We start from the raw sequence: 14490 nt of genomic DNA, 5'->3' as shown, positions 1-14490 counted from the left end.
ATATAGATATTCCGTATTATGACTGAACAATATAATGCGAAAGACCTTTCGGTTCTTGAAGGTCTCGACCCAGTACGACACCGTCCTGGTATGTATACCGAAACGGAGCGACCAAACCATCTCGCCCAAGAAGTTATCGACAACTCGGTGGATGAAGCGCTTGCGGGTCATGCGAAAAAAATCAAAGTCATTCTTCATGCAGACCAATCGCTCGAAGTAATCGATGATGGTCGTGGTATGCCCGTTGATATTCACCCGGAGAAAGGCATTTCGGGTGTTGAACTTATCATGACCAAGCTGCACGCTGGCGGTAAGTTCTCCAATGACAACTACAAGTTCTCTGGTGGTTTGCACGGGGTTGGTATTTCGGTGGTTAACGCGTTATCCAAACGTGTGGAAGTCACCGTAAAACGCCAAGGTCAAGTGCATGAAATCGCTTTTGAACACGGTAACGCCGTGACAGAACTTACCGTGACCGGAACTTGTGGTCACCGCAACACCGGAACATCAGTCCACTTCTGGCCAGATGCTAAATACTTCGACAGCTACAAATTCTCAGCACTACGTTTGGTGAACAACCTGCGTGCCAAAGCCGTGCTCTGCCCAGGGTTAGAAATCACGTTTAGCGATAAAGTTAACGATGAAGAGCACAAGTGGTACTACGAAGATGGCTTAAAAGACTATCTTGCTGAGGGCGTGAAAGGCTATGAAGTACTGCCAGCCGAGCCTTACATCGGAGAGTTCACTGCAGAAACGGAAATGGCAACGTGGGCGGTGATCTGGCAGCCTGAAGGCGGCGAGATGATCACCGAAAGCTACGTTAACTTAGTTCCAACTAAGCAAGGTGGTACGCACGTTAACGGTCTTCGCCAAGGTCTACTTGATGCGATGCGCGAGTTCTGTGAGTTCCGTAACTTACTTCCTCGTGGGGTTAAGTTAACAGGTGACGACATCTTCGATCGCTGTTCTTACGTGTTGTCGGTCAAGATGCAAGACCCTCAGTTTGCCGGTCAAACTAAAGAGCGTCTTTCATCTCGTCAAACAGCAGCGTTTGTTTCTGGCGTAGTAAAAGATGCCTTCAGCTTGTGGTTAAACGAGAAACCTCAACTAGCAGAACAGCTGGCAGAAGTGTGTATTGCCAATGCGCACCGCCGTATGCGCGCTAGTAAGAAAGTTGTACGTAAGAAGGTGGCGTCAGGTCCGGCACTACCGGGTAAGTTAACCGACTGTTCTGTACAAGATTTAAATCGTACTGAAATCTTCTTTGTCGAGGGTGACTCGGCAGGCGGCTCGGCGAAACAAGCCCGCGATCGTGAGTTCCAAGCGGTGATGCCACTGCGTGGTAAGATCTTGAACACGTGGGAAGTCTCTGCTGACCAAGTCCTTGCCTCTCAAGAAGTGCACGATATCTCTGTTGCGCTGGGTATCGACCCTGACAACGACAACCTCGATGGCCTACGTTACGGCAAAATCTGTATCCTTGCCGATGCGGACTCGGATGGTCTGCACATCGCGACGCTACTGTGTGCTCTGTTCACTCGTCACTTCCGTGCTCTAGTTGAAGCCGGCCATATCTATGTCGCGATGCCTCCTCTCTATCGAATCGACTGCGGTAAAGAAGTGTTCTATGCCCTTGATGATGATGAGAAAGAGGGCGTATTAGAGCGTCTATCGAAGAAAAAAGCCAAAATCAACGTACAGCGATTCAAAGGTCTGGGTGAGATGAACCCACTCCAACTTCGCGAAACAACCATGGATCCGAATACCCGTCGCTTGGTTCAGTTAACCATCGATGACAATGAGCAGACCATGGAAATGATGGATATGTTGCTAGGTAAGAAACGTGCGGATGACCGCCGTAGTTGGCTACAAACCAACGGTGATATGGCAGAGGTTTAATGAATGTCTAGTGAGATTACATACGATGGCGTTGAACAGTTGCCGATGCGCAAGTTCACTGAAGACGCTTATCTCAATTACTCAATGTACGTAATTATGGACCGCGCATTGCCATACATTGGCGATGGTTTAAAGCCGGTTCAACGACGTATTATTTACGCAATGTCGGAGCTTGGTCTCTCGGCGGCAGCAAAATATAAAAAATCAGCACGCACCGTTGGTGACGTGTTAGGTAAATACCATCCACACGGCGACTCGGCGTGTTATGAAGCGATGGTGCTTATGGCACAGCCATTCTCTTACCGTTACCCATTGGTGGACGGTCAAGGTAACTGGGGGGCGCCAGATGACCCTAAATCGTTCGCTGCAATGCGTTATACCGAAGCGAAGCTGTCTAAGTTTGCGGAAGTCCTGTTAGGTGAGCTTGGTCAAGGCACGGTCGAATGGCAGCCGAACTTTGACGGCACAATGAAAGAGCCGCAAATGCTGCCAGCGCGCCTGCCACATATTCTATTGAATGGCGTTACTGGTATCGCGGTGGGTATGGCAACGGATATTCCGCCTCACAACGTGCGTGAAGTGGCAAATGCAGCGATTCACTTGATCGATCATCCTAAAGCAGAACTGCCGGATGTGATGAACTTTGTTCAAGGCCCTGATTACCCGACCGAAGCAGAAATCATTTCGCCAAAAGCGGATCTTGAGAAGATCTATCGCACTGGTCGCGGCAGCATTAAGATGCGCGCGGTTTGGCACAAAGAAGGCTCTGATATCGTGATTACGGCGTTGCCACACCAAGTGTCTGGCGCGAAATTGCTAGAGCAAATTGCTAACCAAATGCGTGCGAAAAAGCTGCCTATGGTTGACGACCTACGCGATGAATCCGATCACGAGAACCCTACGCGAATCGTCGTTGTTCCGCGTTCAAATCGCGTTGATTGCGACCAGTTGATGAATCATCTGTTTGCTTCAACCGATCTAGAAAAGAACTTCCGCGTTAACCTCAATATGATTGGTCTAGACAATCGCCCGCAGGTTAAAGGTTTAGTTCAAATTCTGTCTGAATGGATCGAATTCCGCCGCACCACGGTTCGTCGTCGCCTACAGCACCGTCTTGATAAAGTGATGGCTCGTTTGCACATCCTTGAAGGTTTGTTGGTTGCCTACTTAAACCTTGATGAAGTCATTGAAATCATCCGTACCGAAGACGATCCCAAAGCGGTATTGATGGCGCGCTTTGGTATTACAGACATCCAAGCGGATGCGATTCTAGATACCAAACTTCGTCACCTAGCCAAGCTAGAAGAGATGAAGATCCGCGGTGAGCAAGATGAGCTAGAGAAAGAGCGCGAGAAGTTAGAGTTGCTGCTAGGTTCTGAGCGTCGTATGAATACCTTGCTTAAGAAAGAGATCCAAGCGGACGCCGATAAATACGGTGATGATCGCCGTTCACCGCTGGTGGAGCGTGCAGAAGCGAAAGCACTGACTGAACGTGACTTAGTACCAAGTGAGCCGATTACCGTTGTTCTGTCTGAGAAAGGTTGGATTCGTCACGCTAAAGGTCATGATGTCGATGCTGAGGGGCTAAACTACAAGTCTGGTGATAAGTATCTCGCTCATGCTCGAGGGAAGAGTAATCAACAGGCAGTCTTCCTTGGTAGCGATGGTCGCAGTTATTCACTCGAGTCTCACTCGCTGCCATCTGCAAGGAGTCAAGGCGAGCCGATTACTGGACGCTTGAACATCACAGCGGGCAGTGCGATTCGCCAAGTGATTATGGGTGAAGAAGAGCAATTATGGTTAGTGGGCTCTGATGCTGGCTACGGCTTTGTTTGTAAAGGCAGCGATCTGCTTTCTAAGAACAAAAGTGGTAAAGCATTGGTGACGTTGCCAGTGAACTCGGAAGTGATGACTCCTGATGCGATAGCGGATCTCGATTCTGATGAGATTGTTGCGATCACGAACCAAGGCCGAATGTTGCTGTTCCCGATTAAAGATCTGCCTCAGCTTGCAAAAGGCAAGGGCAACAAGATAATTAATATTCCTGCAGCAAAAGCCAAAGAGCGTGAAGAGATCCTTTCTCACTTAATTGCGGTGCCTAAAGGCGCAACATTGACGCTTTATGCGGGTAAACGCAAGTTAGGCTTGAAGCCGAGTGATCTAGATAATTTCCGCGGTGAGCGTGGGCGACGAGGTAGTTTACTGCCGCGTGGTTTGCAACGTGTCACTCGAATCGAGATTGAGTCTGGCTCAGCCTCGGTTGATGAGAACGCTGAATAACAAAAAAACCCATGCCAAGGCATGGGATTTTTTATTTCAGTGCAGAGATAATTAGCGAGTGTCTTCTGCTATGGTAACTTGAAGCGTTTTCTCTTCGCCTTTTCTGAGAATAAGCACATCAACCACAGTGCCGGGTCTTAGCTCGGTCACGATATCAAGCACGCTTTGACGGCCATTAATTTTCTTGTCGTCGATCTTCAAAATAATGTCTTGTGCTTCAAACCCTGCTGCTGCCCCAGGGCCATTCGGATCAACCCCTAAGACAACAATACCGCCTAGATGCTCATTGCCGAGCAACCTTGATGTGACGGAATTGATGTCTTGACCATCAATACCAATGTAGCCACGAATGACCCGTCCATCTGCGATGATCTTCTGCATGATTTTGTCGGCAAGGGTAAATGGGATTGCGAATGAAATACCATAGGTCTCTAGCTCTGTCGCTTGTTGGAACGAAGCGGTGTTGATTCCAACGAGTTCTCCGCGGGTGTTAACAAGAGCACCGCCTGAGTTGCCTTCGTTGATGGCGGCGTCGGTTTGAATAAACGCTTGTCGCCCGTCAGCACTGATTGACGATCGCCCCGTTGCGGAAATAATACCGAACGTCGTTGTTTGACCAAGGTTATATGGGTTACCGATCGCTAAGACAACATCGCCCACTTTAGGTGTGTAGTTTGGGTTTAATGGAATCACCGGAAGATTGGAGCCTTCTACACGAAGTATTGCGATATCGGTACGGCGATCTTTACCCACTAGCTGTGCAGCGGCGACTCGACCGTCTTGTAAGGCAACAATGATTTGATCAGCTTGGGCTACGACGTGGTAGTTGGTGATGATGTAGCCTTTTTCGCTGACAATCACTCCAGAACCAAGACCTTGTGTGAGTAGCTTTGAACGGTCAGCCTCGGTGTATTTACGGCTATAGATGTTGACCACGGCGGGTGCTGCGTTACGGACCGCTTGGTTGAACGAGATTTGTAGCTGGCCGCTATCTTTTTCCTGATCTAATGGAGTATGTGGAAGGATATTGCTTCGTAGTGAAGGCAACGCGAGCAGCAATAGCGCTGCAGTGGCAAGCCCTAAGCCTACGGAACGCAATATAAATTGCAGCATACTGTCCTCGTCTAGCGTTTGGTAGAGATAAGTTGCTGAAGAATAGCACTAGATGAGTCAATAATAAAAGGACAGCGGAATTTCCCACTGTCCTTTCAGGCTGAGTTCGCGTTTTTATGATGAACTTATCATCAGTAAAGTGGCGCTATCGAATGACCAAGTAGAGCGTACGGTCGCCACGCTGAATGTTAAGCGCTAGTACGCCAGGTTGCTTCTCTACGATTTTACGGAACTGAGCTAAGTTTTTCACACGCTTACGGTTAACGCCGATGATGATGTCACCTTCTTCGAGTTTGTATGCGTCTGCGCTTGAGCCTTTCTCGACCGCAGTCACTTTTACCCCTTGCACCGCATCACTTGCATTGGTGTTGGACAGTTGGGCGCCCGATAAGCCTTCATGAAGTTTCTCAGCTGGCGCTTTTGCGTTTTGCATTTCACCAAGGGTCACTTCAAACGTCTTCTCTTTGCCGTCGCGAATGACACCAAGTTCGATGGTTTTGCCCGCACCCAACGTCGCTACCTTCGCGCGCAGTTCACTGAACGAAGTAATGGATTTACCATTAATGGAGACGATAACATCACCTGCTTCAAGGCCTGCTTTGTCAGCGGCGCTATCCGCAACCACTTGGCTGACAAACGCGCCCTTACTTGACTCATACCCAAGCGCTTCTGCGAGTTCAGAGGTGATTTCTCCACCTTGCACTCCTAGCATGCCGCGTTTGACTTCCCCAAACTCGAGGATTTGGTCTGTCAAATTGGTCATCATATTGGATGGGATGGCAAAGCCGATTCCGACATTCCCGCCATTGGGCCCCAAGATAGCGGTATTAATACCAATCAATTCACCGTTTAAGTTAACCAGTGCGCCACCCGAGTTGCCGCTGTTGATCGCGGCATCGGTTTGAATGAAGTTCTCGAAGTTTTCAAGATTGAGGCCACTGCGTCCCAACGCAGAAACAATCCCTGAAGTGACGGTTTGACCTAAGCCAAACGGGTTACCAATCGCAACAGTAAAATCGCCCACTCGTAACTTGTCTGAATCTGCAATCTTAACTTCCGTTAAATTCTTCGCTTTCTCTAACTTGAGTAGTGCAACGTCAGACATTTGGTCGCCGCCAACAAGCTCGGCATCGTACTCTCGGCCATCATGCAGTTTGACGCGGATTTTTTCGGCGCCATTAATGACGTGGTAGTTGGTCACAATGTAACCTTTGTCTGCATTGATTATGACGCCGGAACCTAAACCGCGGAATGGGCGCTCTTGCAATTGTTCGGTTGGAAAGTCAGGACCGAAGAAGAAGCGGAATTGCTCAGGGATATGTTGTCTTGATACTTGTGTGCCTTCGACAGAAATACTAACGACGGCAGGGGTCACTTTTTCGAGCATGGGAGCCAGACTAGGGAGCTGCTCACCGTTAACAGATAGAGGCAATGCCGCCGTTGCGGGCATTGGGGTGATGATTGAACTTAAGCTTAATGATAGGACGGTTAATGCAAGCAAAGGTTTTTTCATCTGATAACTCCTATTTAGTTAAGGCCTTAACTCTTATATTTGATTGAAAAATATAAGATCAAGTGGCGCTTGTGAGAGTTATGACTCAAAAACCTATGCAAAGTTCAGCAAATTTTCTGCCTTAAGACGCTTTAGCTGTCACGACTTGTTCAGAGTCGAGAATTTCTTTCTTCTCTTCTTTCAATAGACCTGTCGCACCTGAGGCGTAATCTTTCGGGGCTTCATTCGGGCTTTCGTCAGTCTCTTCGTTGACGACTAACTCAGGCTTAGATTGTTCGGCAACCTTTTTATTAAACGGGTTGTCTTGAACTGGAATATTAGGAAGTAGCTCAGATGAAGTCTTCGTCATGTGTTGGTAGAGTTTTGTGTACTCTTTACCCAGTGAGTCCAACATATCGGCTGTTTGTGCAAAGTGGTCAGCCAAATCTTGCTTTTGTTGTTCTAACTCAAACTTTGCGGTTTCTAATTCTTTTTGGGTGCTTTTTTGTTTCTTGTATCCTGGTGTCGTTAGACGAGAAACGATGACACCTAACAGAGTTCCAACAAGCAAACCAACTAGGGCGTAAATCCAAGGCATATTAGCTCCTTATTGTTGTTATTTAACATGTTTATTACTACTTAGTTACACATGTTCAGTCGACATGGTACTATGAGAACTTCAGCCAATAAAGAAAAATGCATGTGCTCTACATAGCAGTTTCCACTCTTCTTCTGTAGGTCCTTGAAGTCATGACGCCTTTAGATAGCTATAAAAAAGACATAAAAGAGCATGGTTTTCAGCAAGATGACGCTCAGCTGCAAGCCGTAACCGCCTTAGATACGCTTTACCATCAATTCGTTCAATATGTGAATACGCCTGTTGAGAAGGCGACTGGGTGGAAAAGCTGGTTTGCAAAGAAACCTGAGCCACCGACCGCGCCAAAAGGTCTCTATTTTTGGGGTGGCGTTGGTCGCGGGAAAACCTACTTAATGGATACCTTCTTCGATGCTTTGCCATCAGAGAAAAAAATGCGAGTGCACTTTCATCGCTTTATGTATCGGGTTCATGATGAGCTCAATGCGTTGGGCGATGTCAACGATCCTCTCGAGTTAGTGGCGGATACGTTTAAAGCCGAAGCGGAAATTATCTGTTTCGACGAGTTCTTTGTTTCTGATATAACCGATGCGATGATCTTGGGCACTTTATTTCAAGCTTTGTTTGCTCGCGGAGTCGTATTGGTGGCGACATCGAACATTCCGCCGCATGACTTGTACCGCAATGGGTTGCAAAGGGCTCGATTCCTCCCCGCAATAAAACTAATAGAAGAAAATTGCATTGTGCTTAATGTCGATAGTGGTATTGACTATCGATTACGTACGCTAGAGCAAGCGGAAATCTACCATTATCCGTTGGATGAACAAGCGAACAAAAATCTACACCACTATTTTGAGCAGCTTGTCGGTGAAGCTCGAAAAGGAGAGCGAGTGATTGACATTAATCATCGCCAGATTGATGTGGTTGAGACTTCTGAGGGCGTATTACATGCAACGTTTGCGCAACTATGTCAGACAGCGCGTAGCCAAAATGACTATATTGAACTCTCTCGGCTCTATCACACTGTGCTGCTAGCGGATGTAAAACAGATGGACAGAACCATTGACGATGCAGCTCGCCGCTTTATTGCCTTGGTCGATGAGTTTTACGAGCGTAACGTAAAGCTGATTATCTCCGCGGAGGTTGCTTTAGAGGAGCTATATACCAGTGGACAACTCGAGTTTGAATTCAAGCGCTGCCAGTCTCGTTTGATCGAAATGCAGAGCCATGACTACTTGGCGAGAGAGCATTTAGCATAACGCTTTGATGAAATAGTAGCGGTTTGAAAAAAAATCGATTTTTTCCTCAAAAAAAGGTGATTTTTTCTACTGACTTCTCTATAATCCTGCGACCCACCGTTACTGCAGACCTTGATTATCGAAGGTATTTCGACATAACGGGTCGAGAGTGCCAACCACTCGAAGGGGTGTTGACTGGACTCTTAGTCAGTGGGAGCTTTTGGCTCCTTTAAGTGTAAATTTAAATAATTAACGGGTTATTATTAGCATGAAAACTTTCGTTGCTAAACCAGAAACTGTAAAACGCGACTGGTACGTTGTAGACGCTGAAGGTAAAACTCTTGGCCGTCTAGCAAGTGAAATTGCATCTCGCCTACGTGGCAAACACAAAGCTGAATACACTCCACACTGTGACACTGGTGATTACATCATCGTTGTTAACGCGGAGAAAGTTACTGTAACTGGTAACAAAGCTAAAGGTAAGATTTACTACCGTCACTCTGAATTCCCAGGTGGTCTTAAGTCAATCAGCTTCGAGAAGCTAATTGATCGTAAGCCTGAGATGGCTCTTGAGCTAGCAGTTAAAGGTATGCTACCACGTGGTCCTCTAGGCCGTGCTATGTACCGTAAGCTGAAAGTTTACGCTGGCGCTGAGCACAACCATGTTGCTCAACAACCACAAGTACTAGACATCTAATCGGGGATTTCGAAAATGGCAGAGAATCAATACTACGGCACTGGCCGTCGCAAAAGCTCAGCTGCACGTGTTTTCATTAAACCAGGCAGCGGCAACATCGTAATCAACAAGCGTAGCCTTGATGAGTACTTCGGTCGTCCAACTTCTCGCATGGTTGTTAAACAACCTCTAGAGCTAGTTGAACTAACTGAGAAACTAGACCTATACGTTACTGTTAAAGGTGGCGGTATTTCAGGTCAAGCAGGTGCTATCCGTCACGGTATCACTCGCGCTCTAATGGAATACGATGAGTCTCTACGTCCTACTCTACGTGCAGCTGGTTACGTTACTCGTGACGCTCGTTGCGTTGAACGTAAGAAAGTTGGTCTACGTAAAGCACGTCGTCGTCCACAGTTCTCTAAGCGTTAATTTCCTCTTTACAGGAAATTTACCGCTCCAGTTTTATTACTGGAATTGTGGTTCAAAGCTCGGCTCTATGCCGAGCTTTTTGTTTTTCTACGCAAAAAAAATCCCTTCTAACCTCTCGCTTTTCCTAAGTTTTGTTTTAGTTATGTCCCTTTTGTGACCTCACTGGCGATTCGCCTCACAAATGTTACAAAAAGGTAGCTTTATCTTGTCAAAAAGTAGGGTTTTATTTATCATTTGCCATCAAATAAATACAACTAAATTCGTATTTTGTTAGCCATGCTCTTTAAGCGGAATAACAATAGTCCACAAGGAGCAAATGGGAGAATGTTTGGATGAGCAATGCGCCTTTAAATAACGGTCGCAGACGTTTTCTAACTGCTACAACAGCTGTTGTTGGTGGTTTAGGAGCCGCTGCTGTCGCCGTTCCTTTTATTAAATCTTGGAACCCAAGTGAAAAAGCAAAAGCTGCGGGTGCCCCTGTCGAAGTTGATATTGGTAAACTCGAGGAAGGGCAGATGGTACGTGTTGAATGGCGTGGTAAACCTGTTTGGGTTGTACGTCGTGCACAATCTGTCGTAGACACGCTTAAAGAACTGGATGGTCAACTCCGTGACCCTTCATCTGGTGAAGAACAACAACCGACTTATGCTCAAAACGCTTACCGCTCAATTAAGCCTGAGTATTTCGTTGCTGTTGGTATCTGTACACACCTTGGTTGTTCACCGACTTATTTACCTGACAGTTTTAGCGAACAAGTTCAGGGTGTGAAATCAGGTTTCTTCTGTCCATGTCATGGCTCTAAGTTTGATATGGCTGGTCGTGTATTCCAAGGCGTTCCTGCGCCGTTGAACCTAGTTGTACCTAAACACATGTACCTGAGCGATACCAAGATTCTAATTGGTGTTGACGAAGGAGGGGAGGCATAATGCAAGCTCTACTTGATTGGGTAGAAAAACGCATACCCGCAATGAATGCGTACAAAAAGCACCTTTCTGAGTACCCAATGCCAAAGAACTTCAACTTTTGGTATTTATTCGGCTCACTGGCGATGCTTGTTTTGGTTAACCAAATCCTAACGGGTATTTGGCTAACCATGAACTACGTACCATCTGGTGATGGCGCTTTTGCGTCAATTGAATACATAATGCGTGATGTTGAGTATGGTTGGCTACTGCGTTACATGCACTCAACAGGCGCGTCTGCCTTCTTTGTTGTTGTATACCTTCATATGTTCCGCGGGCTTATCTATGGTTCATACCAGAAGCCGCGCGAGCTGCTTTGGATCTTCGGTATGCTCATCTTCCTAGTGCTGATGGCAGAAGCATTCATGGGCTACCTACTACCTTGGGGACAGATGTCTTACTGGGGTGCTCAGGTAATCATTTCACTATTCGGTGCAATTCCTGTTATTGGTGATGATCTAACACTATGGATTCGTGGTGACTACGTAATCTCTGGAGCGACACTTAACCGTTTCTTCGCTCTACATGTTATCGCGCTACCAATCGTACTTCTGCTGCTTATCGTTCTACACGTACTAGCACTACACGAAGTGGGTTCAAACAACCCAGACGGTATTGAAACCAAATTGCCAAAAGGCACGATGGGTGACGACTACAAGACGCAGTTCAAGTTCCACGATTACTACTCTAAGAAGTATGACATCATTGATTCAGTGCCTTTCCATCCTTACGGTACGGTGAAAGACCTGATTGGTGTGGCTGGTTTCTTGTTCTTGTTCTGTTACGTGCTGTTCTTCAACCCTGAAATGGGTGGATACTTCCTTGAGCCACCTAACTTTGAAGCAGCAAACCCACTGAAAACACCAGAGCACATTGCTCCAGTATGGTACTTCACACCGTTCTACGCGATTCTGCGTGCCGTTCCAGATAAACTACTCGGTGTTATCGCTATGGGTGCGTCGATTGCGGTTCTGTTTGTTCTGCCTTGGTTAGATCGCTGTCGCGTTCGTTCTTACCGCTACCGCAGTAAGTTCCATTTATTCAATATCATCCAGTTCACGATCAGCTTTATCGCGTTGGGTATTCTTGGTGCGCTTCCAGCAACACCAACATACACGCTATTAGCTCAGATCTTCAGCTTAGCTTACTTCATGTTCTTCGTATTGCTGTTCTTCTACAGTAAGAACGAAGCGACTAAGCCTCTACCAGAAAGGGTGACATTCAAATGAAAAAATGGATTGTAATTTTATTTGCTATGCTGCCGTCTCTGGCGATGGCAGCGGGTGCGAACGTACCACTCGACAAAGCAAACAATGACTTGAGTGACCAAGCTTCGCTTCAAAACGGTGCCAAACTGTTTATGAACTACTGTTTTGGTTGTCACTCTGCCCAGTATCAGCGCTATGAGCGTGTGGCTCGTGATATCGGTATCCCTGTTGAGCTTCTAAAAGATAACCTGATCTTCGATCCTGAAGCGAAAGTGGGTGATTTGATGGTTAACTCAATTCCACAGGATTCAGCGGCGAAATGGTTTGGTGCTCCACCACCAGACCTGACACTAGTAGCCCGTGTTCGTGGTACTGACTGGCTATACACGTACCTTCGTTCATTTTACGCGGACCCAAGCCGTCCGTTTGGTGTGAACAACGTTGTTTTCCCTAGCGTTGGTATGCCACATGTATTGGAAGAGCTACAAGGTATTCCGACACCAGTGTATGAAACACACGTGGTTGATGGCGAAGAAGTGACAAAAGTTGTTGGCATCGAAAGCGATGGCACAGGTGAACTAAACGATGAAGAATACGACAATGCGGTTCGCGACCTCGTTAACTTCCTTGAGTATTCTGGTGACCCTGTGAAACTAGAGCGTCACGCTTTAGGCTGGTGGGTCATGGGCTTCTTGGTCATCTTCACCATCGTTGTGGTTCTACTTAAGAAAGAGTATTGGCGTGATGTGCACTAATTGTGCTACGATATCGTGCTAATTCCCAATTTTTAATCTTTACAATGGAGGCTTAGCCTCCATTGTTTTTATCGTTGTAAGTGTGCTGGAGGGCTCCATGGCTGTAGCTGCCAATAAACGTTCTGTGATGACTCTATTTTCAAGTGCATCTGATATGTATAGCCATCAGGTACGTATTGTTCTGGCTGAGAAAGGTGTAAGTGTTGAAGTAGAGCTTGTTGATGAGACAAATCTACCTGCCGAGCTTATCGAACTTAACCCATATAAAACAGTACCAACTCTAGTTGATCGTGAGCTAGCGCTTTACGACTCAAAGATCATCATGGAATACCTAGATGAGCGTTTTCCTCATCCTCCGTTGATGCCTGTATACCCAGTTGCTCGTGGTAACAGCCGTCTGATGATTTACCGTATTGAGAGAAACTGGTACACATTGGCTGAAAAAGTAGTGAAAGGTTCTGCTGAAGAAGCGGAAGCTGCACGTAACAAGTTACGTAATGATCTACTGACGCTTGCTCCAGTATTCGCTGAGTACGAGTACTTCATGAGCGAAGAGTTCAGCCTTATCGATTGTTACCTAGCACCATTATTGTGGCGTCTTCCTCAACTTGGTATTGAGTTGACAGGTCCTGGTTCAAAAGAGCTAAAAGTGTACATGAACCGAGTGTTTGAACGTGATTCATTCCTAGCTTCTCTTACTGAAGCTGAGCGTGAAATGCGTCTAGCTCGCTAATCAGTTACTGATGGATATTTCAAACATGACTCCACGTCGACCGTACATGCTTCGCGCATTTTACGATTGGCTCGTGGATAATGATTTAACGCCGCATTTGGTTGTAGCGGCGACATTACCGGGTGTTCGTGTCCCTGATGAGTTTGTTCAAGATGGTCAAATCATTTTGAACATCGCTCCTCGCGCGGTGGGCAATCTTGAGCTCGGCAATGAAGCGATTACGTTTAATGCGCGTTTTGGTGGGCGACCACATTCAGTTATTGTTCCGTTGTATGCTGTTCAAGCGATCTATGCACGTGAAAATGGTGCCGGAACGATGTTTGAACCTGAAGACGCTTACATTGGCGAGTTTGAAGAAGACGACGAGATGATTGTGGAAGAAGACCTTTCTCCATTATCTGTCGCGTCTGAATCGGAAGATAACGACACTGGCGAAGAGGAACCACCTCGACCTAAAGGCCGTCCGAGTTTACGCGTTGTAAAATAAGCGTAAGAATATTAAAAAGCAGCGAGTTTTCGCTGCTTTTTTTGTGCCTGTTATTCATTGCCTACTTGAAAGGCTTTTATTACTTGCTTCACGCCAGAGGTATTACGCGCAATGTCTGTGGCGATATTCGCGTGCTGCTCTGACACATAACCCAAAAGATACACCTCTTTGTCTTCTGTAATGACTTTTATCTTTACGCCGTTTAGCTCAGCATTGGCTAAAAGTGCAGACTTCACCTTAGTGGTAATCCAGCTGTCGTTACTAATTTCACTGATAGACAATGGTTCTTTGATTTTGAGTTGATTGTGAATGGTTTTGACTCCTTTCACTTTACGAGCTTGTTGCTCAAATTGCTCGCTTAGTTGAGGAGTATTGGCTTGACCAAGTAATATAACCGTCCCGTTGTACGAACTTGCTGTGACACGAGCGTTACCACGAAATGGCGCTTTATTGCCTAATCCGGTGATTTCGAACTCGATGTTATTGTCGTTCCAAATTTCTTGAGTAGTACGTGGGTCAATAACGATACTGGCTGTTGTCGCCGCGCCTGCTACAAGTAGACCTGCACACCCTGTGATATTGAGTGCGAGTACAGCCACTAATAAACCTTTTAATAGCTTCAT

The 14490-nt window shown here is 46.5% G+C and carries 14 protein-coding genes; 10 read left to right on the top strand and 4 right to left on the bottom strand.

All coding sequences use genetic code 11. The annotated features are described in order from the left end of the window. Nucleotides 1-18 precede the first annotated feature (18 nt). Together parE and parC are read left to right on the top strand one after the other, a co-directional pair. Nucleotides 19-1899, top strand: a complete 1881-nt coding sequence (gene parE / locus RJ47_RS09910; RefSeq protein ID WP_038139715.1) for a DNA topoisomerase IV subunit B — start codon at nucleotides 19-21, stop codon at nucleotides 1897-1899. 3 nt (nucleotides 1900-1902) lie between these two features. Then, complete coding sequence (gene parC / locus RJ47_RS09905) at nucleotides 1903-4179, top strand: DNA topoisomerase IV subunit A (protein ID WP_039483539.1); 2277 nt, start codon at nucleotides 1903-1905, stop codon at nucleotides 4177-4179. A gap of 51 nt (nucleotides 4180-4230) precedes the next feature. Here the strand turns inward: parC and degS are convergent, their stop codons facing one another. The 3 genes from degS to zapG all read right to left on the bottom strand — a co-directional run bounded on the left by degS (nucleotide 4231) and on the right by zapG (nucleotide 7382). Beyond that, a complete protein-coding gene (gene degS, locus RJ47_RS09900) occupies nucleotides 4231-5292 on the bottom strand; it encodes an outer membrane-stress sensor serine endopeptidase DegS (RefSeq protein WP_005472798.1) in 1062 nt (353 codons plus the stop codon). Between the two features lie 145 nt (nucleotides 5293-5437). Further along, entirely contained in the window at nucleotides 5438-6805 is a 1368-nt protein-coding gene (locus RJ47_RS09895) for a DegQ family serine endoprotease (protein ID WP_038139711.1), read from the bottom strand. A 121-nt stretch (nucleotides 6806-6926) separates the two neighbouring features. Then, a complete protein-coding gene (gene zapG / locus RJ47_RS09890; RefSeq protein WP_038215686.1) occupies nucleotides 6927-7382 on the bottom strand; it encodes a Z-ring associated protein ZapG in 456 nt (151 codons plus the stop codon). Between the two features lie 152 nt (nucleotides 7383-7534). Here zapG and zapE point away from each other — a divergent pair, with 152 nt between their 5' ends. From zapE to sspB, 8 genes are all read left to right on the top strand, one after another. After that, nucleotides 7535-8638: a cell division protein ZapE gene (gene zapE, locus RJ47_RS09885; RefSeq protein WP_039483537.1), complete on the top strand. Its 1104-nt coding sequence runs from the start codon at nucleotides 7535-7537 to the stop codon at nucleotides 8636-8638. Between the two features lie 247 nt (nucleotides 8639-8885). Further along, on the top strand, nucleotides 8886-9314 hold the full coding sequence (rplM, locus tag RJ47_RS09880) for a 50S ribosomal protein L13 (protein ID WP_038139704.1): 429 nt from the start codon (nucleotides 8886-8888) through the stop codon (nucleotides 9312-9314). Between the two features lie 15 nt (nucleotides 9315-9329). Next, nucleotides 9330-9722, top strand: a complete 393-nt coding sequence (gene rpsI / locus RJ47_RS09875) for a 30S ribosomal protein S9 (RefSeq protein ID WP_005436094.1) — start codon at nucleotides 9330-9332, stop codon at nucleotides 9720-9722. Nucleotides 9723-10054: 332 nt separating this feature from the next. Further along, complete coding sequence (gene petA, locus RJ47_RS09870; RefSeq protein WP_038139701.1) at nucleotides 10055-10648, top strand: ubiquinol-cytochrome c reductase iron-sulfur subunit; 594 nt, start codon at nucleotides 10055-10057, stop codon at nucleotides 10646-10648. After that, complete coding sequence (locus RJ47_RS09865) at nucleotides 10648-11913, top strand: cytochrome b (RefSeq protein WP_005476328.1); 1266 nt, start codon at nucleotides 10648-10650, stop codon at nucleotides 11911-11913. The genes petA and RJ47_RS09865 overlap by 1 nt, the downstream gene beginning before the upstream one ends. Continuing rightward, nucleotides 11910-12647 (top strand): cytochrome c1, encoded by a 738-nt coding sequence (locus tag RJ47_RS09860; protein WP_038190850.1) that lies wholly within the window; start codon nucleotides 11910-11912, stop codon nucleotides 12645-12647. The genes RJ47_RS09865 and RJ47_RS09860 overlap by 4 nt, the downstream gene beginning before the upstream one ends. Nucleotides 12648-12744: 97 nt before the next feature. Further along, complete coding sequence (gene sspA / locus RJ47_RS09855; RefSeq protein ID WP_038139696.1) at nucleotides 12745-13380, top strand: stringent starvation protein SspA; 636 nt, start codon at nucleotides 12745-12747, stop codon at nucleotides 13378-13380. 10 nt (nucleotides 13381-13390) lie between these two features. After that, nucleotides 13391-13867, top strand: a complete 477-nt coding sequence (gene sspB / locus RJ47_RS09850) for a ClpXP protease specificity-enhancing factor (protein ID WP_038190848.1) — start codon at nucleotides 13391-13393, stop codon at nucleotides 13865-13867. 50 nt (nucleotides 13868-13917) lie between these two features. Here sspB and RJ47_RS09845 read toward each other — a convergent pair whose 3' ends face one another. Beyond that, complete coding sequence (locus RJ47_RS09845) at nucleotides 13918-14490, bottom strand: BON domain-containing protein (protein ID WP_005476329.1); 573 nt, start codon at nucleotides 14488-14490, stop codon at nucleotides 13918-13920.

It is taken from the genome of Vibrio sinaloensis, assembly GCF_000808535.1.
In the GTDB taxonomy this organism is placed as follows: Bacteria; Pseudomonadota; Gammaproteobacteria; order Enterobacterales; family Vibrionaceae; genus Vibrio; species Vibrio sinaloensis_D.
The sequence above is the reverse complement of the archived record's forward strand: the minus strand, read 5'-3'. Positions and strand labels throughout refer to the sequence as shown.